We start from the raw sequence: 19307 nt of genomic DNA on the forward strand, positions 1-19307 counted from the left end.
TGATCTCCTTCTCGTCGAAGATCAGCAGACTGCAAATCATAGCTTATGTCAGTGTCCGAATTTCGGGAGGTAGCTCAACCGGCAACGGGAACGTGCCGTTCGTGATGCCTTTGTTAATATCGCGCTTCGAAATGCCCAGAGTGGCTTTTACCTTGCGTTCACTGACTGCGAACTGATCGAATGCTTCTAGAACGTAGCTTTTGTCGAGATCGGTCATCTGTCAGCCCTCCTTTCGCGGTGGCCAGGAATGCGGTCAAAAGCATCTGAAACCACCAACATCGGCGTAACCCAAAGGGCCGCTTCGAAGTCAGTCTGGGTGACGGGCTGCTCTTGTCTCAAAGGCTCTGCAAAGAGGTAGAGATCTTCCGTGCCGGGCCTATAAGCAACGCAGAATTGCCTTCCATCCAATAGTGCAAGCAAGGCCTCTGGCGGAGCGCTGCGATACTGAAAGAGTGGTCCAGCGCACAGCACTAAGTAATCGTATGCGTGCTTATTTGCAGCCTCGACGCCAACGCCCCACCGGACCATTTCCCTCGTTAGTGCGAGTACCGCGACGTCCGCTAGGGCGAAGTCAGTCCAGCCCTTTGTCTTATGGTCACTGACCAAGTGCAGCTCATAGCGCTGCAACCAATTGCGAAAGGCCTTTGGTGTAAGGTCAATAGCTTGAGCAACCGTCGAGAACCTTATTTTCTGCGTGAGCTCCATCAAAACACCTTCCTTTGAGCACTTATCTTTAAATGTGCTCAAAGGAGCACTTGTGTCAATGGGCACTAAGAGGTTTTTTGGCCTCGAGCAGCGCATGATCCGCCGCCGTCGCACTCAAATCAGCGATCAGCCCCAGCAGCTCCGCCACAGCCTTGTCGATGTGCGGTGTTGTCAGGTTCGTGTTAAGAGCCGCTTGGGCGACGATGGCGAGCTGGTGGATTTGCTCGAGGCGGTCCCAGGTCAAAGCGGTGCTGTTCGCGCAGGCGCGGTCTTCGGTCATTGTCATGGTCTCCAGATGTGGTATTGTCCGTTATGGGACATATCAGATTGTCCGAAAGCGGACAAGGAATAATGACGACACCTGACCAACTTCGCGCGGCTCGGGCAATTCTGGGGCTGTCACAAGCAGACGTCGCCGGGCTCACCGGGAAGACAACAAAGACAATTCGCCGGGCAGAAACGGACGCCGATACTGTCGCAGCAGATACTATCGCCGCTATCCGCGCTGCCCTCGAAGCCGCCGGGGTGGAGTTCATCTCAGAAAACGGTGGCGGCGCCGGTGTGAGGTTGAGGAAATAATGTCTTTTGGAAAAATATTTCGGTGGCGAATTGAAGCTGGAAAAGCCAAGCGACAATTGCGTAGGGCGGTCGATGAGTACGAACGCGACGGCGTAGACGCCGACGAAATGCGATTAGCCTATGAGGACTACTCCTACGCAGTATCTAGAATTACAATCGCAAATTGTGCAAGACTGGGTATCCCTTACCCTTCTCCCACCTACATAGGACTTGAGCCTGAAGGTTCCTACTGGGAGAATGTTTCGGAGTTGACCCACCGCCGCTTCCTGAACCGTTTTGGTGTACATGAGCTTGAGAAAGTGATTCATGAAACTAAAGCGCGGAGATTTGAAGTGGTCTCGCGTTGGGTGATGCTTGCAGCGACAATTATTGGTTCGATCACTGGGCTTGTAGGTGCATTGATTGGGTTGCTCTCAATTGGATAGGTTGCGCGCCGCGCCCGCATGAAACAAACGGGCCGCGCGCTGTCGGGGTTGTTCCGGCACTTACCGACTGATCCGGGCTGCTTTAGGGCCTTTCAATGCCCAAGGCGATCCTTGCCTTATTCCTTCCAATCCACCATGCGCATGGCCCCGGACACGTCAGCAGGCGGTATGCCCGCCTCTTTCGCTTCTGCCAGCGTCTTGATGATCGCGGACAGGGCGCGGGCGCGTCCGCCTGCGTCGAAGGCTTGCAGAGGGCGGATGGTGTCGATCTGGACCGGCGCGCCCAGCTTGGCCGCAGCCTCATCCGCCAGCAGGGCGGCGATGGGCTGCAAGGTCCAGATCGCCAGTTGGCGCTGTGCCTCTCGCACCGCCGGGCCGGTTGCCGCCCGATTGACCAGAGACGGCAGGACGCCATAGGCCATAAGGATGCCTTCGCGCGCCGCTGCCAGCGTCTCAGCCGTCATGCTTTTGGACAGGTCCGGTGACAGTTGGTCCGGCTTTTGGCCGATCTGCGGATTCATGCCCGCCGCCGTCGCCTGGGCGACACCTTCGACTACAAGGGTTGACCCGCGCCGCCCTTTGAAGGCGTGCCGCATGGTGGCCATGTCTTCGGCCCCGGTGTCGGGCAAGGGCACGATCAGCGATCCCAGAGGCGCGTTCTCGAAGGTCTCGCCAAGCGCCGATTCCACCGCGTGCAGCATGGCCCCGGTTAGGCTGGATCGCCGCAGCGGCGCGGTGCCGATCCATGGCGTCAGCACGTCAGAGCCGATCCGCAGGTGCAGCACTTCGGCGGCAAGGGCGGTCACAGTGCGTCCGCCGCCCGCCTCGGGGATGGACAGGCGATAGGCGCGCGGCCTGCCGTCGCGCGTGGTGACGTCCCAGTCGTTTGCCGGGACAAGCCCCATGTCGCTGATCAGGAACACAGCTTCGCCATTGAGCGCGACGGCGCGGGCGATCATCGCCATGGCTTGCCGGGTCAGGAGGTCGGTGCCGTCAACGTCCGCCATGGCAAAGCCGCCTTCCCAGAGGGAGACACAGCTTTGCACCGTGGCGGTCAGTTCGGCCACGCCGCGCCGCCCGCTGATAAAGCTGTCCCGCGCCGCCATGACCTGGGCGGTATAGCCTGCGCCGCTGGACCGTTCCTCTAGCGGGGTGTCGATCGGGCGCAGTTTGGTTTTCAGCCATCCGAACATGGTGTCACCTCCACCGGGACAGGTTGTTGTAGGCCAGATTGATCCGGCGCACCTCGGGGGTGGTCGCCCAGTCCCGCGCCTCGATCTGCGCCGCCGGATAGGCCGGTTTGGTGACGGCGCTGATTTCGATCAGGTCCGCCGCCCGGATGGTGCGCAGGACCGCCTTGCCGCGTTCCTCCACCGTCTCGCCACCGGGCCGAACCCGGAACCCCGGCGACAGGCCACGCACCAGACCGGCGGCATGGGCGGACAGGAAGTCGCGGACGTAGGACACCTGCGCCATGTCGGCGCTGATCTGCGCGTCAACGGTCAGGGCGTCGTCCGTTTCCGACAGGGTCAGCGTGCCTGCGGAGCGGGACGCCAAGGGCTTGTTGAAGTCATGGCCGGCCAGAAAGTGAATATCCTCTCCGCCGTCGATGCGATCCGCAAAGGCGCGGGCGGCGATCACCTCGCGGCGTTCACCTCGCCTGCCGATGCCCTCCGCCAGTACGGTTTCCCGGCCATAAGGGAAGGTTGCCCGAAGGCGGGTTTCCCCGCCCTCGGTGCGCAGCTCAAGGCTGCCGATATGCGCGCCCCAGAGCATCAGGCTTCCAGTTCCAGGCCGGTCAGCAGTTCAAGCTGGGCCGGGCGCGCAACGGTCACGTCCATGGTCGCAAGAGCGGTGATCCGCAGCCCGCCGGACTGGGCATCGCTGTAGGGATCGCGGATCATGTCCACCGCGCCCCATGCGCCGATAAAGATCGGGGCCACGCCGCCCGCGGCTGTGGTCAGCAGCGCCGAAGTTGCTGAAGGCGTGCCGAACGGCGCGGCAATGGCGTTGTTGGTCATAGCAATATTGCCCGAAGGCAGGTTCTTGACCAAGCGATCCCATTCCGACACGGCGGTGCCGCTGATCAGAACGCTGTCGAGGTAGTCCCAAAGCTCGGGCCGGATCAGTGCCCGCACCGCGTCCGGCGAACCGGCAGCATTGGCGGTCATAAACCGGGTGACAGCCGAGCGGAACGCGCCCCAGCTCGCCAGCGCATCCACCGCCGTGGACGTGATGCCGTAGGTTGCCGCGCCGGTGATGACGCCGAGCGGCTGGCCGTTGGCCCCGGTGCCGAGGAACGCCGCCTGATCCATCGCCGCGCCCATGGCGCCGCTCATGTCGCGCCGCACCGCCTGTTCCAGCGCAGCGCCGGACTGTTTCAGGGTCTTGCGGGTGATGCGCATCTGAATGCCGAGGTTGTGGTCCGGTGACATGGCCCGGTCGGTCGTGGCGTAAGTGGTCGGGCCTGCCACGTTGGCCGTCTCGCCATCCGCCCAACCTGCGGTGACGGCCGAGGTGGTCACCGGCCATTCCACAGCGCCCGCGTCGATGCTGATCATCTGCGCCCCCATGCGCGCGGCCACGCTGTCGGGAAACAGCCGGTCGATGATCGGGCGGGTCTGGGTCGGGTTGGGCGTGCCGCTGGCGACAGTCTCACCGGCGCGGGTTTCAAGCGCCTGCCACGGCACCGGAATGCCCCGGAAGCCGCCTGCGCTGCGCAGCTCGGTCACAATTTCGGCGGTCTGGCCGTCCAGTTGCCGCCCTTCGTCCAGGGCAAGCGCGACCTGGCGCAGCTCAAACCCCGCCATGAGGTCGGCCCATTCCTGGGCAGAACGGGTTTCCAGTTCGGACCCGGCATCACGGCGTTCGGTGTCCTCCGCGATCAGGGATGCGCGGTAGCGGGTTTCGTTGGAACGGTATTCCCGATCCAGCGTGTCCATCTGACGGATTTCATCGTCAGATGGGGTTTCCTTGCCTGCCAGTTCGGCAAGGCTTTGGCGGATTTCCGACTGACGCCGGGCGATCTTCACACTTTCGAGCATGTGTTTTCCTTTCTGCTCTTGAGGTTCTTGTCGGGACGCTCGAGCGCCTCGACTGCTTGCCGCCAGTCTTGGCGGTCTTCTCGGGGCGGCGGGTGGCCGCACTCGATCCGCGTCTTGCGCGTGTGGCAGGACGGGCAAAGGGCTTGCAGGTTCGGTGGGCTGTACGACAGCTCGGGATGTGTCCTGACCGGTTTGATATGGTCCACCTCGAGCCGTCCGCCGCAGCCACAGGACTTGCAGCGGTAGCGGTCACGCTCGAGGATCTCGACGCGGAGGACTTTCCAACGCTTGGTGCGCGTGACCTTCTGAGAGTGCCGCTGGTGCTCTTTTCTCAAACCCACAGCATCCTCGCTTTCTTCTGAGGTAGAGCCGCAATCCGCGCGCCTTGAGCGACTGCCAGTACCGACGCCGCAGCCGCATCTATCCGGCCCGTAGACCGCGCTTTGGCAATTTTGATGTTGTTGGCGGGGTCGCGCAGGCACACGGTGTCAGCGAATGCCGAGCGCAGCAGCAGCGACGGTTTGGCCATTACCATCCCGTCAAAAGCAGCGCGCCGAAACCGTTCGGCGTCTTCGCCACCGTCCCTAAAGCCTTGGCCTCTGAACACCAGCGGCGCGCGGATACCGGCCCGACTGATCGCCTCGCCCAGCTCGGCTTGTTTGTAACGGTCCATGGTGATCGCGGCGATCTGCTCATCTTGGACGTGCCGCATTACCTCGACCAACCAAGGTGCTACCGGAACTGTTTTGTCGCCCAGAGTGGTCAACTCGCCACGCTCTTCCATCTCGACGTAGCGCCCAGCCACGCCATCCGCTTGCCCCCGGTCAAGTAGGGTAGGGGCGCTTGGGAAGGTGCCGAGGGCTTCAAGGCGGCCGGTCGCAGGCCAGTAAAACGCGGCGGCGGTCATCGACGCCGAACCTCCAAGGTCGATCCCAATGACGCATCCCCCTTCGCGGGGTGGAAGGTCGGACGCTTCGCAGGCAAGCCATTCGTCCAGTGTGATCAGCATGTCTCGAGCTTCGCCAGAAACTCGTTCATTGCGGTTGTAGAGGCGGAAAGTAGAGAGGCTGGACCCGCCGCGCGCAATTGCCCGCGCGGCTTGTGCCTCGAGCCAATCAAGCGAGCCGCCAATGCCATGAGGTGCGCCGGGATTGGCAATCAAAAGACTGTCGGGATCGTCGGCCGGAAGGCCGGGGGGCGGGCGGTGTTCCTGCACATAGGTGCCGGGTGCCGGATCATCGATCCAGCGTGAAAAGGGGTGCGTGTCGTCGGCCGCCGAGGTGCTGATCAAGAAGGCCCGGCCGCCGCGTTTGCCAAGGCCAGACAAAAGCGCATGTTCCAGCTCGTCGCCGCGATCCAGCGCCCAGTGACCGCGCTCGTCCAAGATCACGATAGTTGGCGCGCCGCCGAGGGCGGATTTGCCGTCCGCAGCGATAACGCGCAGGATGTGGCCTCCTCCATCGCCCTCGTACTCGATTTCAAGCCGGGGTTGCCTGCGGAAGATCAGTTGGCTTTGAATGTCTTTCGGAAGCGATTGGCAGAAGCCCGCCACAAAGTCCCAGATGATCCGGCCCTGATCTCGCGTGCGCGCCGCAGCGATGATCTCGCGGCGGGGTTGGTGATCCCAGATCCCGAGGAGGCCGCCGAGGCCAAGGCCAGCGGTGATCGCGGACTTTCCGTTCCCTCGCCCGATGCTGAGAACGGCAGTTGCGGTTTCTTGCGCCAATGCTCCTTCGATGAACTGGCACTGGAAGGGGGCCAGCGAAACAGGCTTGCCCGAATTCGGCCCCTCGGGGATGCAAAGCCTATGCATGAATTGCATAGCTCTTTCGGCGGGGGCCGTTCCGTCCAGTTCCAAGCCCTGCGCGAAAAGAGAAAACTTGGTAGTACGGTTTCCCATATGGCCGGGAATTGCGGCATTGGGACCATCTCGAAATAGGCAGGCCTGCCGGGGATCCGATTGTAAGACGGCAGGTGAGAGCTTGGGCTCGATCTTCGATCCGTCTGCCTTTCTCCACTGCCTGTCTTTGTTTGCCGCCGTGTTCATCGTGTTTCCTCTTGCGCGTATTTCTTCGTTTAACCGTCGTTCAATTCTCACCTGCTCAATGGTGAGGTTCGGAGCGAAGGGCATAGGACGACTGCCCACAGCGCAAAGCTGTGGCAGTCCCTACGCCCTCCGCGTGCAAGTCCTGCTCAACGGAGCCGGTCCATCGCTTTGGGCCCGTCCGGTCACGCGCTCTTGCCGGTCGGTTAGTTGCTGCTTGCGACACCTGAGCGCGGTGCCGGGGATCGGGCCTCAACCTTTCGGACTGCCCTGGGCAATGTGATCCCTGCCCGTGTTTGCCCTTAGCTCCTGTTGGCGCACCGTGGTTTCCCCGACACCGACAGGCCCTACGAAAGCGCGTAGGGGCGCTATTGTTGATCAGTCCTCGATCACCTCACCCATGCTGAACGCTTCGGTGCCCAGTTCGGACACCAGTCGCCGCATGATCTGTTGTTGCTTGGAAGACGGACGCCACGACGCACGTTTGCCGTGCTTCGCGATTGATCGCACAAAGCCCTTGAGCCATTCGTCTGAGCCGTCCGCCATTATGCGCCGCAGAACGATGGGCCAGCGGTGGTTCAGAATCTCATCAAGCTCTTGGTCGGTCATACCTGAACCCCGCGATACCTTGCGCCGATCCGGGCCATATGCGGCGATGTGGTGAGGCTTTTGGCGTCCATCGGGGAGCGACCGTCATAGTGCAGCGCCGCCTGATCCATGAGGGCTTGGGCAAGATCGGGCGGGATGTCCGCCGTGTCTGTGCCAAACCCCGCTTCGTAGATCACAACCATTTCGGCGGGGGCAGGCGGTGCAAGATGGGTTTCCCAATGCACCAGCGGGCGAATGCCGCCGACAACTGAAAACGCGTCAAAGGCGGTTCCATCAATTCGGATTGCCACGCTTGTGACGTCGATCAGCGGACCAATGGGAAGCCTCAAGCACCCCTCCAGCACGGGCCTAACAATGGTCACAGTGATGGTCTGCGTCAGCAGAGCGATCTGTGCAAAGTGCTCAATCTCGGCACAAGCTGCATGGCCGATGTTCGTGATTGCCGCGTCTTCTTCGGTGCCGACCACTCGCAGGTGAAGTTTCACGCTATCAAGGTCAAACGGCAGGTCAGTGCCGTCCCGGCTGCGGTCCACAAGCATTCTCATGCCGCCAACTCCACTTCGCTGATGTGTCGGAAGAATGCCGCCTGATCTCCGTCGCTCATGGCTTCAAAGGCCGCAGCTGCATAGCATTTCAGCTCAGCCCGGCTGGCAAACGCCGCCCAAGACCGGGCCTCAACCATCTGGCCAAGGAACGCAGGGATGGGCGCGCCAGCGGCATGGATCGCGGCGCGCGCGGTCAGTTCCGCATGATCAGGATGCAGGGACCGCAGCGCGGCATAGGCCAGCGCGGCGCGTTCCTCAGTCGAAAGGCGCGCGGCGGCAACATCGCTGAACCCGGACCATGCCTCAGCGCCGCCCAAGGTCAGGGTGTATCCCAGCATCTTGGACAGGCGTTTGTGTGCCGGAGCCATGAATTTGGCTAGGCTGGAACGCTTTTTGCGGTTGGACAAAGCGGGAATTTCCGCTTTGTTTTCAGAGGAGATGTTGGCGCCGGTTAGACAACTTATGCAGTTGTTATTGTTGGATTCTGAGACAACCCTACGGGCTGCCACTTCTTCCCAAAAGAGCACGACGCGGCCGAGATCACCAATCTCTCGATGGCCTGCGCCATGTGAAAACGCCCGAGAATAATTGAAACCCTTGGCGCAGCCTTCAGCGTCGGGCCGATGGTATGTCGCGACCGCGCGGGCGCTGTCACCTTGCTACGCTGACGGCCATGTCGGATTCGGTAATCCTGACCGGATCAATGCGCCTTCGGGGGACCAAAACGCAACGTCGACACCGCCGCGATACAATTGGCCCGGCGGGTCGGAATCCAACCCGGCAGCGCCCCGATCAGGGCGAGGTTCTGTTCGTGAAAACCGGCCTCTCGGACGGCTGTCCGCTTTCATCACCGCAAGGGTGTCTTGGCGATCCAGTCGAGTACCTCGGTCAGGTGCGCCGTCATGGCTGCGTCAAAGGCCGCAACGACCATCTCTCTGGAGGTGTCAGGGGCCGTCGCCGAACTGTCGAAACTGCGCGATGAGACCACCCGACCGTCGCTGTCGCTCAGCAAACTCATCGTGCTCCGGATCACAATTGTCACGCTTTCCGGGCCGACCTCTGCCTGAAACGCCCGCAAATCGGTCATCAGCACATAGTCGGGCGACGGCCCCGATCCTGCGGCGGTCACAAGGGCAAAGCGTCCGGAATTCGCCAGCGACCGGACCAGCAACAGTTGAACGTGTTCCGTGGCGTCATTGATCCAGCGCGCATCGGGCAGCGACTCGATCTTGAGCGGGGTCGGTTTGACCACGATGCGGTCGCTTGCAAAGGCCCCGGTGGCGGAGGGCATCGCAACCTCCAGATAGCGGCGGCTTTGCCGGGCGGACACCGTGCCTGCGGGCAGGGGGCTAAGCTCAAAGGTGTCCAGCGGTTTTGACGCGGTCTGAATGCTCGAAATGGCAGAGCATCCGGCCATCGCCAGCAGGCTGAGCCCCAGCGCCGTCGAGCGAAGTGTCACAAAAAACGCCATAACCGATTATCTCCTGAACTCAGGCACGTTGTTGCCGAAAAAGAATCGCGCGGGATCGCGTTCCATCTTTTTGGCCAATTGCTCCAGACGGTTGACCAACTGCTGCGCCTCGCGCGCAAATTTGGTGAATTCCGGCAGCCCGGTTTGTGCAAAGGCCCGGATGGGCGGTGTGGTGGTGGCAACGGTTGTATCGATGTTCTCGACCACTTCCAACGCCCGCGCCATGATTTTGCGCAAATCGGCGGTGATCGCGGGCAGGTCGTCGGACAGTTTGGCCGTTGTCGTCTTGAACTGGTCGGCGGCGGCGCGGACGTCAGAGATGGCGGGGCCAAGGTCGGTCGAAATCAGCTTGTCGGCGCTGGCGAATGTGCCCTGCGCGATGTCCAGCGTTTCTGTTGTGGCGCTCAGGGCCACGTCCAGATTGGCCAGTGTCAGGTTGGCGTTTTTCAGCGTCTCGGTGGCGGCCTTCAACGTGGTTTCGCCGGTTTCGACCAGCGGGTCGAGACGCTTGGTAAATCCGGTGACGTCTTTCGACACCTGATCGACAACCGAGGTGACAGAGGCAACGGCCTTTTGAACATCGGTCAGGATGGTGGGGACGTCCTCTTTCAGGATCTTGTCCACGCCAGAGATGGCCTGCTGCACCGATGTCAGGGTCGTGCGGGCATCTTTCAGAAGGGCGGTTCCCTCGCCGTCGATCATCCCCTGAAAGTTGATCGACGCGCTTTCGATGGCGGCGAGCGACTTGCGCCCCTCCGCCAGCGTCAGGTCCAGAGAGGCGATTGTTTTCTCCAACTCGGCAAACCGTTTTGTCGCCGCATCGGCGGTCCCGCCGAATTGCGTCAGCACCTTGTCAAGTTGCTGGCTCAGGTCCTTGGTCGCGGTTTCGAAGGACAGGACGGCGGCGGACATTTGGTCTGCGATCTTCGGCACCTGTTTCTGGACGAAGGTATCCACCTCGGTGATGGTGGCCTCGGCGGCGGTGAACGCCCCTGTGGCCGATTTCATCGTCGGCTGAACCTCGGCAAGGGCGACCTTGGCGACATCCAATGTCTCATCGACCTTGCCCAGCGTTGTCTGGATCGACGTGCTGATGCTGTCCAGACGCCCGGTGAATTTTGATATTTCGGCTGTACCTTCGGAGACGGTGCGGGAAATCTCGGAGAAATCCGAAAGCGCGGTTTCCAACTTCCCCGACGCGCTTTCTAGGTTCTTGAGCAGCGAAGCGACAGAGGACTGGTTTTCGGACCCCAGAAAGGTCCGGATTTCCTTGATCGCGGCCAGCGCTTCGGCCACCAGATCGGGCGAATCCTCGGTCAAGGCCTGCACCACAGAACGTTCGGTGGGGATCAGCGGGACGGACGAGGGATCGACAGAGGTGCGCAGCAACAGCGCCTCCGGGCTGCCGCCGCTGAGGGCGACAAAGCCGACCCCGGTGACACCTTGCGAGTTCAGTTGCGCCTTGGTGTCGGTCTTGATCGGCGTGTCGGCGGCCACCTCGATTCGGACCCGCACCTTGGCCGGGTCGTCCTCGTCCAGCGCCAGACTGACCACCTTGCCGACCGAAAGCCCGTTGTAGCGCACGTCCGCCGCCATCCCCAGACCGGACACGTTTTCGAACAGAACCTCGTACAAGGTGTACTGGCGGTCGATCTCGACCTTCGCGAACCAGACCAGCAGCCCCAGGAGCCCGAGAACCCCCAGCACCGACACGGCCCCGATCAAAACGAAGTTTGCCTTGGTTTCCATTCGAACTCAGCCCTCGGTTCCTAAACCGGCCGCCCGCGCGCGGGGGCCATGGAAATACTCATGCACCCAGGGGTGATCCACCTTCAACATGTCGCGCATCGTTCCGGTGACAAATACTTTCTTTTCCGACAGAACGGCAATCCGGTCGCAGATTGCATGCAAACTGTCCAGATCGTGCGTCACCATAAAGACGGTCAGGCCCATCGTCGTTTGCAGTTTCTTGATCAGGGCGTCAAAGTCTGCGGCGCCAATCGGGTCCAGACCGGCGGTGGGCTCGTCCAGAAACACGATTTCCGGGTCCAGCGCCAGCGCGCGGGCCAGCCCGGCGCGCTTGCGCATCCCGCCCGACAGTTCCGAAGGGTATTTGTCGCAGGCGATTGGCGGCAATCCGACCATCGAGATTTTCAGTTCGGCCAGCGCGCGCCGGGTTTCGGCCGACAGGTCGGTGTGTTCGCGCATCGGAACCTCGACGTTTTCGCGCACCGTCAGCGAAGAAAACAGCGCCCCGTCCTGAAACATCACGCCCCATCGCTGCTCGACGGCGCGGCGGGTTTCGTCCGGCGCATCGGTGAGGTTGGTGCCAAAAACGGTCACAGTGCCGGCCTGTGGCCGCCGCAGACCGGCGATGGCGCGCAACAGAACGGATTTCCCGGTGCCGGAGCCGCCGACAATGCCCAGCACCTCGCCCCGATAGACGTCAAGGTCCAGCCCGTCGTGAACCACGTGATCGCCGAACTGGTTGCGCAGTCCGCGGACCTGGATGATGGCGTCGCGCGCGTCGGTCATCAGATGCCGATCACGGCGAAGAGGATTGAGAACATGGCATCCGCCACGATGACCAGAAAGATCGACAAGACAACAGAGGTCGAGGTCAATCGGCCCAAGGATTCGGCGTCGCCGCCGACCTTCATGCCCTCGTAACATCCTACGATTGCGATGATAACGGCGAAGAACGGGGCCTTTATCAGGCCGACCGCGTAGTGCCAGACATCGACGGAATCGTACAGTCGGGTCTGGAACATGCCGGGCGACACATCCAGTTCGATCCACGACATCATCGCGCCGCCCAGCAGGCCCATGACGTCCGCCACGAACCCCAGCAATGGCAGCATGATCACCAGCGCCAGAACACGCGGCAGGATCAGGATCTCGATCGGATCGAGGCCAAAGGTCCGCATCGCGTCGATCTCTTCGCGCATCTTCATCGACCCGATGGCCGCAGTGAACGCAGCCCCCGACCGGCCCGCGACAATGATGGCTGTCAGAAGAATGCCCAGTTCGCGCAGGACAGAGATGGCGATCAGATCGACGACAAACACCTCGGCCCCGAACTGCCGCAACTGGACCGCGCCCTGAAACGCCATGACAACGCCGATCAGGAAGGCCATCAACGAGACGATGGGCACCGCGTTCAGCCCGACTTCTTGCATGTGGTGAACCAGCGACGTCACCCGCAGCCGTCGGGGATGGATCGCGACGTAGCCAAGCCGCGCCAGCACCGCGCCCAGAAAGCCAAGCATTTCGATCACGCCAAGAATGCCGAACCATGTCTTCTGGCCGATCACTTCCAACCAGTCGAAAAATCCATGACGCGGCTTTGCCGTGGGGGCTTGATCCGGGATGCTCTGTCGGACGACCTCCAGTAGGTCGGCGTGATTCTGCGATGCGCCCGCGATCTCACACCGTCCGCCCCGGCCCTGAACAGCATTTTGCGTGGTCACAAGCAGCCAGGCCCCGGCGGTGTCCATGGCCTCGACCTGCGACAGATCCAGCGTGATATCGGCCTCAGTCGCAGGCGCAGTCACCTGCGCCCGGACTTCTTCAAGCCTTGCAATCACCAACCGACCTGACAGCGCGATTTTCATGAACAGAGGCGATACAGTGTAGTTGATGTGTCGGAAACCGGAATATTTTTGCAGTCAGGTCTTGTCGGATGCGGTGTGGGGGATAGGGCAACATCATTGCCACCAGCACCCCGGCGCGCGGCGGCGGGGATCACAAGGCGAAATCATCCGCTGTCAGCCCGGTGACATTCGCCACCAGAATTTCGGCGTCCGGGGCCAGATCGGTGTCCGTGTTGATCTGGACAATGCTCGATCCGTCTGTGGTCTCGATCACCCGGACCTGATTTGCTCCGGTGAAGGGGCCGCTTTCGACAAACGTCAAGGTTCCCGCAGCCATGCCCGACAGGTCGATCACATCGACCAATACCTCGAAATCCAGAATCCGGTCGCGGGTCGCCCCGGTGGCGGTTTCGGTTGTGGATGCAAAGACAAAGACATCCACCTCTTGCCCTCCGGTCAAGAAATCCTGCCCGAGCCCCCCAGTCAGACGGTCCGCCCCGGCGTCGCCGCGCAAAACATCACTGCCCGCTCCGCCCTCGATCGTGTCAGAGCCTTCGCGACCAATCAGCGTGTCGCTGCCGTTCCCGCCGCGCAGCACATTGCCCAGATGGTTGCCGCGTAGAATATCACCAAAGTCTGACCCGGTGAGGTTTTCGACCGACAGGTAACTGTCCGCGCGGGCGTCCCCGGTGTTCACGGTGGCATCCACCAGATCGGCGATCAGCCCGGCGCTGGCTGTGGCATAGGTCGCGGTATCGGACCCTGCGCCGCCGATCAGGCGGTCGCCGCCCGCGTCGCCGGACAGGGTGTCGTCCCCGTCATAGCCGATCAAGGTGTCGTCCCCGGCTAGCCCGGTCAGGACGTTGGCGCGGGCATCGCCGCGCAGGCTGTCGCGATAGGCGCTGCCGGTCAGATTCTCGACATCCAGATAGCTGTCCCCCAGCGCCTCACCGAGGTTCAGCGAAGGGGTGCCAAGGTCCGCGATCACTCCGGCGGTGGCGGTGACGTAAGAGGCGGTATCCAGACCCGTGGCCCCGATCAACCTGTCCCGACCGGGGCCACCGATCAGGACATCGTCTCCGGCCCGCCCCACTAGCGTGTCGTCGCCGGCCTGACCGGACAAGAGATTGGCCGCGTCGTCCCCCCGCAGGCTGTCGCCAAAGCGCGAGCCTGTCAGGTTTTCGATCCCCAGATAGGTGTCGCCGCGCGCCTCGCCAAGGTTCAGACCCGCGTCGCCAAGATCGGCGATCACGCCGCCCTCAGAGGTTTCATAGGTGGCGGCGTCCAGCCCGGTATTCCCGATCAGCCAATCCGCCCCCGCGCCGCCGTTCAGAATGTCGTTGCCGCCCAGACCGTTCAGGATGTCATTGCCATCCCCGGCGTCCAGTCGGTTGGCCATGCCATTGCCAAACAGCCTGTCGTTGGCGTCACCGCTGCGCAGGTGTTCGATGCTTAGCAGGGTATCGACCCCGTGCCCGGTGTCCTGCGGTCCGGTTATGCTCAGGTCCACATTTATGGCATCCGCGCCGGTGTAAGAGGCGGTATCTTCGCCTGCGCCGCCATCCAGCGTGTCGTCACCCGTGCCGCCATCCAGCACATCGTCGCCGTCGCCCGCCGCGATCAGGTCATCGCCCGCGCCGCCGTTCATTGTATCGTCGCCGCCGCCGGTCTGCGTCACGATGCGCGGCGGCGTGCCGCCGCCCCCAGTCGTTCCGGGCGACAGCGCCGCGCCGCCGGTGTCGTCCAGCATCAGACCAGAGACCGGGTCGGCGGTCCAATGCGACACCAGCCCCGGTTCGGTCGCCGGATCGTCGAGGGGGGCAAAGGCCGTGTCGGCGACCTCTGCGCCACTCAGCGCGCGGTCCCAGACGCGGACTTCGCTGACCTCTCCCTGTAGCACCTGATTGGGATCGAAGCCGCCATTGACCTGATCCTGCTCCTGACCCACCACAAAGGACCCACCCGAAGTCAGGCCCCCAAAAGTGGAAAACACCGGGGCGCGGTAGCTGTAGACGCTCTGACCGTCGACGTAGAGCGTAAAGCCCGCCTTGTCGCCGGGCGCCACCGAGCCCGGAACCGTGGCAACCGACAGGGTGATCCGGTGCGGCTGGGTGTCGAACAGCAGGGCGGTGGGCACATTGGTCACGTAAAGCCGGTCATTCAGCCAGATTTCCAGCCCGTTGCCGCCGCGGTTTCCAAAGATCACCAACTCATTGATGCTGCCCGGAACCGCGTATGAGACAAAAGGGCTGTGCAGCGCGCCAAAGGCCTCTGTCGCGCGGAACATCAGGTCTACCGTAAAGGACCCGCCGGGCATGTCGTCATAGCCGTTCAGGCCCAGCATCTGGTCCCGCGTTGCGCCCTCGTTCAGCCGAAAGGCCGGGACATCGCGGGAGTCCAGCAGCCTGTCGTTGCCGTCGCCCCCCGACAGGATATCATTGCCGCCGTGACCGATCAGCAGGTCGTCCCCGGCGTCGCCGCTTAGCTGGTTGTCCAGATGGTCGCCCACAAGACTGTCGTCGGACAAAGACCCGGTCAGGTTCTCGATCCCGTCCAGCGCATAGGAATAGGCCGTGCCGGTGGCCAGATCCCGAAATACGGCCAGCCCGTCGCCCAGGTTGACCGACGCCTGACCAAGCGTTTGCTCAGGCTGCCAGTTGGCCGTGCCGTCGGACAGTGCGCCGCTCTGGTTCGGGCCGAAACTCGCCCTGTCGATCCCGGCACCGCCGTGCAGCACGCCGCCGCCCAGCCCGACAACCAGCAGGTCGTTGCCGTTGCCGCCGCGCAGCGTGTCGACGCCGTCCCCGGCGAACAGGATGTCATTGCCCGCGCCGCCGTCGATCAAATCGTCGCCGCCCTGACCGTTGATTTTGTTGCCCAGATGGTTGCCGGTCAGACTGTCTGCGGACGGGCTGCCGCGCAGGTTCTCAACGCCGCTGGTCACAATCGAGGCGGAGCCGCCTTGCGACAGGTCCAGCGTGACCGGCCCACTGGCACCAGAGAAATCCGCCGTGTCGGTGCCGGGGCCGCCGGACAGATGGATCTGAGAGAAGCCGTTGAAGACGCGCAGGATATCATCGCCTTTGCCGCCGGACAGCAGGTCGAGGCCACCGGCAAGGCCCGCGCGCTCGGCATTGCGCAGATCGTCATTGCCGTCACCGCCACGGATCGTGTCGTCGCTGCTGCTGCCGATGACGGTGTCGTCGCCGCCGTCACCCGACAGCAGATCGCCGCCGGTCCCGGCATGGCCCAGAATGACGTCATTGCCGTTGCCGCCCATCAGGATGTTCGCGCGGTCGTTGCCCGCGATGAAATCATCCTGCGCGCTGCCAGTGACCGCTTCAAAGCTCTGGATCTCCAGATAGGATTCCCCCAACAGCAGGTCATAGCTGCCGCCCGGCTGGCCAAGCTGCCGTTGCAGGCTGTCGAAGGCGGCATAATCCGTCTCATCCGGCAGATCGACCGTGCCGGGTTCATGCCCTTCGGCCACGCCTTTGTACCCCAGTTTGAGCGGGTCGCCGATATAGCTGCCGTCAAGATCGACGATCCACCCCAGATCGCTGCCGGAAAAATCCAGCCTGTCGGATTCCGTGCTGGTGGCGGGCTCTGTCCGGTCGCTGCCGTTCAGCAACAACCAGCCCTGTTGCGTGATCTCGACGGTATCGTCGCCGCTGCCGCCTTCGATATTGGTGCGGCCCTGCGCCGGGCGGAACAGGTCCTCCCCGGCACCGCCATCGTAAAAGTCATGGACGGTAAAGCTGTTTTGCGGATCGGTGGTGTCCCAGATCGGGCGAAAGTTGCGCGCTGTGCCGATGAACAGGTCGTCGCCCGCGCCACCATAGTAAAAGTCCTGACTGGCCGAACTGGCAAAGGTGTCATCGCCCTCCGCGCCAAAGATCTGAAACCCGCCTTGCGTCCTGTCGATGCCCGTCAGGGCACCCGCCGCGTCGAATTTCACGACAGAGCCTGCGGGGCCGTTGACATACAGGTGGTCTGGCAGCATCGCGTCGATCTCGGTCGCCGTCAGGCCAACAGAGGTCAGCGAGGGAAAGCCCGGAAACGTGCTGGCGAAATCCACGCCACCGTACCAGAGGCTGGTAAAGTTGCCGCGTTCGTTGATGAACAGATCATTCCCGGTCCCGGCGACAAACAGCTTGCGCCCGATGGTCGAGGGGTCCGTGGGGTCATAGTCCACGCCGGTCGCCACCAGCGTGTCATTGCCCGCATCCCCCAGCATCAGGTCGGTGCCCCTGCCGCTGATCAGGGAATCGTTGCCGCCCAATCCCCGCAACACGTCATTGGATGCGCGCCCGTCCAGCCGGTTTGCCCCGTCATCGCCCCACAGCCAGTCGGCGTTGTCGCTGCCTGTCAGGTTTTCGACATCGACATAAATGTCTTCGGACACAAAGGGTTGACGCGCATCGCCCGGTGCCAGCAACGACGCGAAATGCGCGCTGCCCGCGTCGCCAAGGTATGATCCCACGTCGATTCCGCTGCCGCCGTAGATGCGGTCACTCCCCGCGCCGCCCTCAAGGAAATCATCCCCGCTGCCGCCGTTCAGCGTGTCATCGCCGCCGCGCGCGGCGATATAGTCCATCAGCGCGTAGGCAGAGATCGCCTCGGCGCTGTCGGTCCCGAACATGAAATCGCGCGCCGGAGCGTCGGGGACCGAGGGCAGCGAAAGACCGTCGCCTTCGGTTTCGCCATTTGCCGCGTCATAGAAATAGTCGAAGTCCGAGAGATGCAGCGTGCGGTCCTTGAAGATGAAATAGTCGACGTTGGTGATCACATCGGTGCCCAGATCGACCGCGCCGGGCGCGCCGTGGGTGTGGCTGACGATGATCGCGCCAGTGTCCGTGTCGCGCTTGATGCTGAATTCGCTGAGGTTGCCTTGCAGGATCACACCGTCGGTGTAGTCGATCCCGTTCACCGTATCGTCGCCGCCGCCGTCGATGATGTCGTCGCCCGCGCCGCCGATCAGGATGTCGTTGCCGAAGCCGCCGTTCAGAACGTCCCCGCCAAGCCCGCCAGACACCAGATCATCGCCGTCCCCGGCAAAGATCTGCGTCCCCCCGGCGATGATGCCATTGGGATCGCGGGTGTCGAAACCGTCATAGCCGACCGCCAGATTGGCGTTGTCATCCAGAATGATGTTCACCGGATCGAAAGGCGTGATCAGTTTGCGTACCTCAATCGCCAGCCGCCCGGCATCGTCCCGCAGCCGCGCCATCAGGTCGGTCTCCAGCGCGATATCCAGACCGGGCACGGCAACGGTCAGGTCGCCGAACTCGGTCTCGAATCTGCTCAGGTCAAGATCGACGCCGGTGAACAGGCTGAGCTCGGGGATCAGCTCGTCGATGGCCCCGGCCATCTTGTCGAACAGGTCGGTGATGCCCAGACTGTCCAGAATTGGATCAAGGACGGGGTTGATGACCGCGTCGATCACCGCCTCGGCCGCGTCCAATGCCCATTGCACCGGCTCCAGCGCGTCGTTCAGCGCATTCATCGGCGTTTGCAGGAAATCCACCTTGCCCAGCATGTCGGTAAAGTCGCGCGCGACGCCCAGCAAGGTTGCGGCCACCGCAGGGAAATCGCCCAGCACCGCGTCGATCCGTGCGTCCATCGCGTTGATGTCATCGGTCAGATCGGCAATGCCAGAGGTGGCGGCGTTCAGGTTGCCGGCAATGACATTGGCCTCATCGGCGGCGTTTTGCAGCACAGAGGGGATATCATAGGCCGTCTCGATCGCCCCAGCCGCGTCGGCGATGCCGTTTTCCACCGCAGCCAGTTCAGAGACCGCAATCTCAAGCACGTCGCGGACGGTTTCCAGCCCGTCGATCATCGCATCGACGCGGTCCTTGAACGCGCCGAACTTGCTGTCCACGTCGATGCCGTTGGCCACGTCCTCGGCGCGTTCCTCGACCAGCGTGATGACCCGCTTGAGGATCGGCGCGACGCTCGACAGGGGCGGCCCGACCTTGGAGATCAGCGCCAGCGCATTCTTCAACCCCTGCGCAATGTCCTGAAGTTTTTCCGCGTCCTCGTCGATCTCTTCGAGAACCTCGAACACATCGCTGACCAGTTCCAGCGCATCAATCGCGCCTTCGACCGCGTCCAATGATGTCTGCGCCGCTTGTTTTGTGTCCTGAACAGTGTCGTCCAACAGGGAAAGTTGGCTTGGCATTGGAATGTCTCCGTCAAATCAAGGGTCCGGCAATCCGGGTCTGCCCGAAACCTACGGACCCCGATGACCGAACTGGATGGGGTGCATCCCCCATTCGGCGGGTGACAT

Annotated in this window: 17 protein-coding genes; 1 reads left to right on the plus strand and 16 read right to left on the minus strand. The window is 62.6% G+C overall.

Going from position 1 to position 19307, the window contains the following annotated elements:
- Positions 1-43: 43 nt before the first annotated feature.
- From ACN0S5_RS17305 to ACN0S5_RS17315, 3 genes are read right to left on the minus strand one after another with little or no spacing between them, the layout of a single operon-like run.
- Positions 44-217, minus strand: coding sequence for a hypothetical protein (locus tag ACN0S5_RS17305; protein WP_417209992.1), 174 nt, complete (start codon positions 215-217; stop codon positions 44-46).
- Positions 214-705 (minus strand): hypothetical protein, encoded by a 492-nt coding sequence (locus ACN0S5_RS17310; protein WP_417209993.1) that lies wholly within the window; start codon positions 703-705, stop codon positions 214-216. The genes ACN0S5_RS17305 and ACN0S5_RS17310 overlap by 4 nt, the downstream gene beginning before the upstream one ends.
- Before the next feature lie 55 nt (positions 706-760).
- The gene (locus tag ACN0S5_RS17315; RefSeq protein ID WP_417209994.1) at positions 761-985 is read right to left on the minus strand and encodes a hypothetical protein; all 225 of its coding nucleotides are present in this window, start codon (positions 983-985) and stop codon (positions 761-763) included.
- Positions 986-1283: 298 nt separating this feature from the next.
- Here ACN0S5_RS17315 and ACN0S5_RS17320 point away from each other — a divergent pair, with 298 nt between their 5' ends.
- Positions 1284-1709, plus strand: a complete 426-nt coding sequence (locus tag ACN0S5_RS17320) for a hypothetical protein (protein ID WP_417209995.1) — start codon at positions 1284-1286, stop codon at positions 1707-1709.
- Positions 1710-1825: 116 nt separating this feature from the next.
- Here ACN0S5_RS17320 and ACN0S5_RS17325 read toward each other — a convergent pair whose 3' ends face one another.
- The 13 genes from ACN0S5_RS17325 to ACN0S5_RS17385 form a co-directional block, all read right to left on the minus strand.
- Positions 1826-2902, minus strand: a complete 1077-nt coding sequence (locus tag ACN0S5_RS17325; RefSeq protein ID WP_417209996.1) for a phage portal protein — start codon at positions 2900-2902, stop codon at positions 1826-1828.
- Between the two features lie 4 nt (positions 2903-2906).
- On the minus strand, positions 2907-3485 hold the full coding sequence (locus ACN0S5_RS17330; RefSeq protein WP_417209997.1) for an HK97 family phage prohead protease: 579 nt from the start codon (positions 3483-3485) through the stop codon (positions 2907-2909).
- The gene (locus ACN0S5_RS17335) at positions 3485-4753 is read right to left on the minus strand and encodes a phage major capsid protein (protein WP_417209998.1); all 1269 of its coding nucleotides are present in this window, start codon (positions 4751-4753) and stop codon (positions 3485-3487) included. Before ACN0S5_RS17335 ends, ACN0S5_RS17330 begins: the two co-directional genes overlap by 1 nt.
- On the minus strand, positions 4738-5094 hold the full coding sequence (locus ACN0S5_RS17340; protein ID WP_417209999.1) for an HNH endonuclease: 357 nt from the start codon (positions 5092-5094) through the stop codon (positions 4738-4740). Before ACN0S5_RS17340 ends, ACN0S5_RS17335 begins: the two co-directional genes overlap by 16 nt.
- Positions 5085-6800: a terminase large subunit domain-containing protein gene (locus ACN0S5_RS17345; RefSeq protein WP_417210000.1), complete on the minus strand. Its 1716-nt coding sequence runs from the start codon at positions 6798-6800 to the stop codon at positions 5085-5087. Before ACN0S5_RS17345 ends, ACN0S5_RS17340 begins: the two co-directional genes overlap by 10 nt.
- Positions 6801-7175: 375 nt before the next feature.
- Entirely contained in the window at positions 7176-7406 is a 231-nt protein-coding gene (locus tag ACN0S5_RS17350) for a hypothetical protein (RefSeq protein ID WP_417210001.1), read from the minus strand.
- A complete protein-coding gene (locus ACN0S5_RS17355; RefSeq protein WP_417210002.1) occupies positions 7403-7951 on the minus strand; it encodes a head-tail connector protein in 549 nt (182 codons plus the stop codon). The genes ACN0S5_RS17350 and ACN0S5_RS17355 overlap by 4 nt, the downstream gene beginning before the upstream one ends.
- The gene (locus ACN0S5_RS17360; protein WP_417210003.1) at positions 7948-8319 is read right to left on the minus strand and encodes a hypothetical protein; all 372 of its coding nucleotides are present in this window, start codon (positions 8317-8319) and stop codon (positions 7948-7950) included. Before ACN0S5_RS17360 ends, ACN0S5_RS17355 begins: the two co-directional genes overlap by 4 nt.
- 479 nt (positions 8320-8798) lie before the next feature.
- A complete protein-coding gene (locus ACN0S5_RS17365) occupies positions 8799-9422 on the minus strand; it encodes an ABC-type transport auxiliary lipoprotein family protein (protein WP_417210004.1) in 624 nt (207 codons plus the stop codon).
- 6 nt (positions 9423-9428) lie between these two features.
- The gene (locus tag ACN0S5_RS17370; RefSeq protein ID WP_417210005.1) at positions 9429-11171 is read right to left on the minus strand and encodes an MlaD family protein; all 1743 of its coding nucleotides are present in this window, start codon (positions 11169-11171) and stop codon (positions 9429-9431) included.
- A 6-nt stretch (positions 11172-11177) separates the two neighbouring features.
- Positions 11178-11957, minus strand: a complete 780-nt coding sequence (locus ACN0S5_RS17375) for an ABC transporter ATP-binding protein (protein ID WP_417210006.1) — start codon at positions 11955-11957, stop codon at positions 11178-11180.
- The gene (locus ACN0S5_RS17380; protein WP_417210062.1) at positions 11957-13063 is read right to left on the minus strand and encodes an MlaE family lipid ABC transporter permease subunit; all 1107 of its coding nucleotides are present in this window, start codon (positions 13061-13063) and stop codon (positions 11957-11959) included. Before ACN0S5_RS17380 ends, ACN0S5_RS17375 begins: the two co-directional genes overlap by 1 nt.
- Before the next feature lie 103 nt (positions 13064-13166).
- The gene (locus ACN0S5_RS17385; RefSeq protein WP_417210007.1) at positions 13167-19199 is read right to left on the minus strand and encodes a LamG-like jellyroll fold domain-containing protein; all 6033 of its coding nucleotides are present in this window, start codon (positions 19197-19199) and stop codon (positions 13167-13169) included.
- Between the last annotated feature and the right edge of the window lie 108 nt (positions 19200-19307).

The sequence above is a fragment of the Antarctobacter sp. genome (genome assembly GCF_048262615.1).
Taxonomy (GTDB): domain Bacteria; phylum Pseudomonadota; class Alphaproteobacteria; order Rhodobacterales; family Rhodobacteraceae; genus Antarctobacter.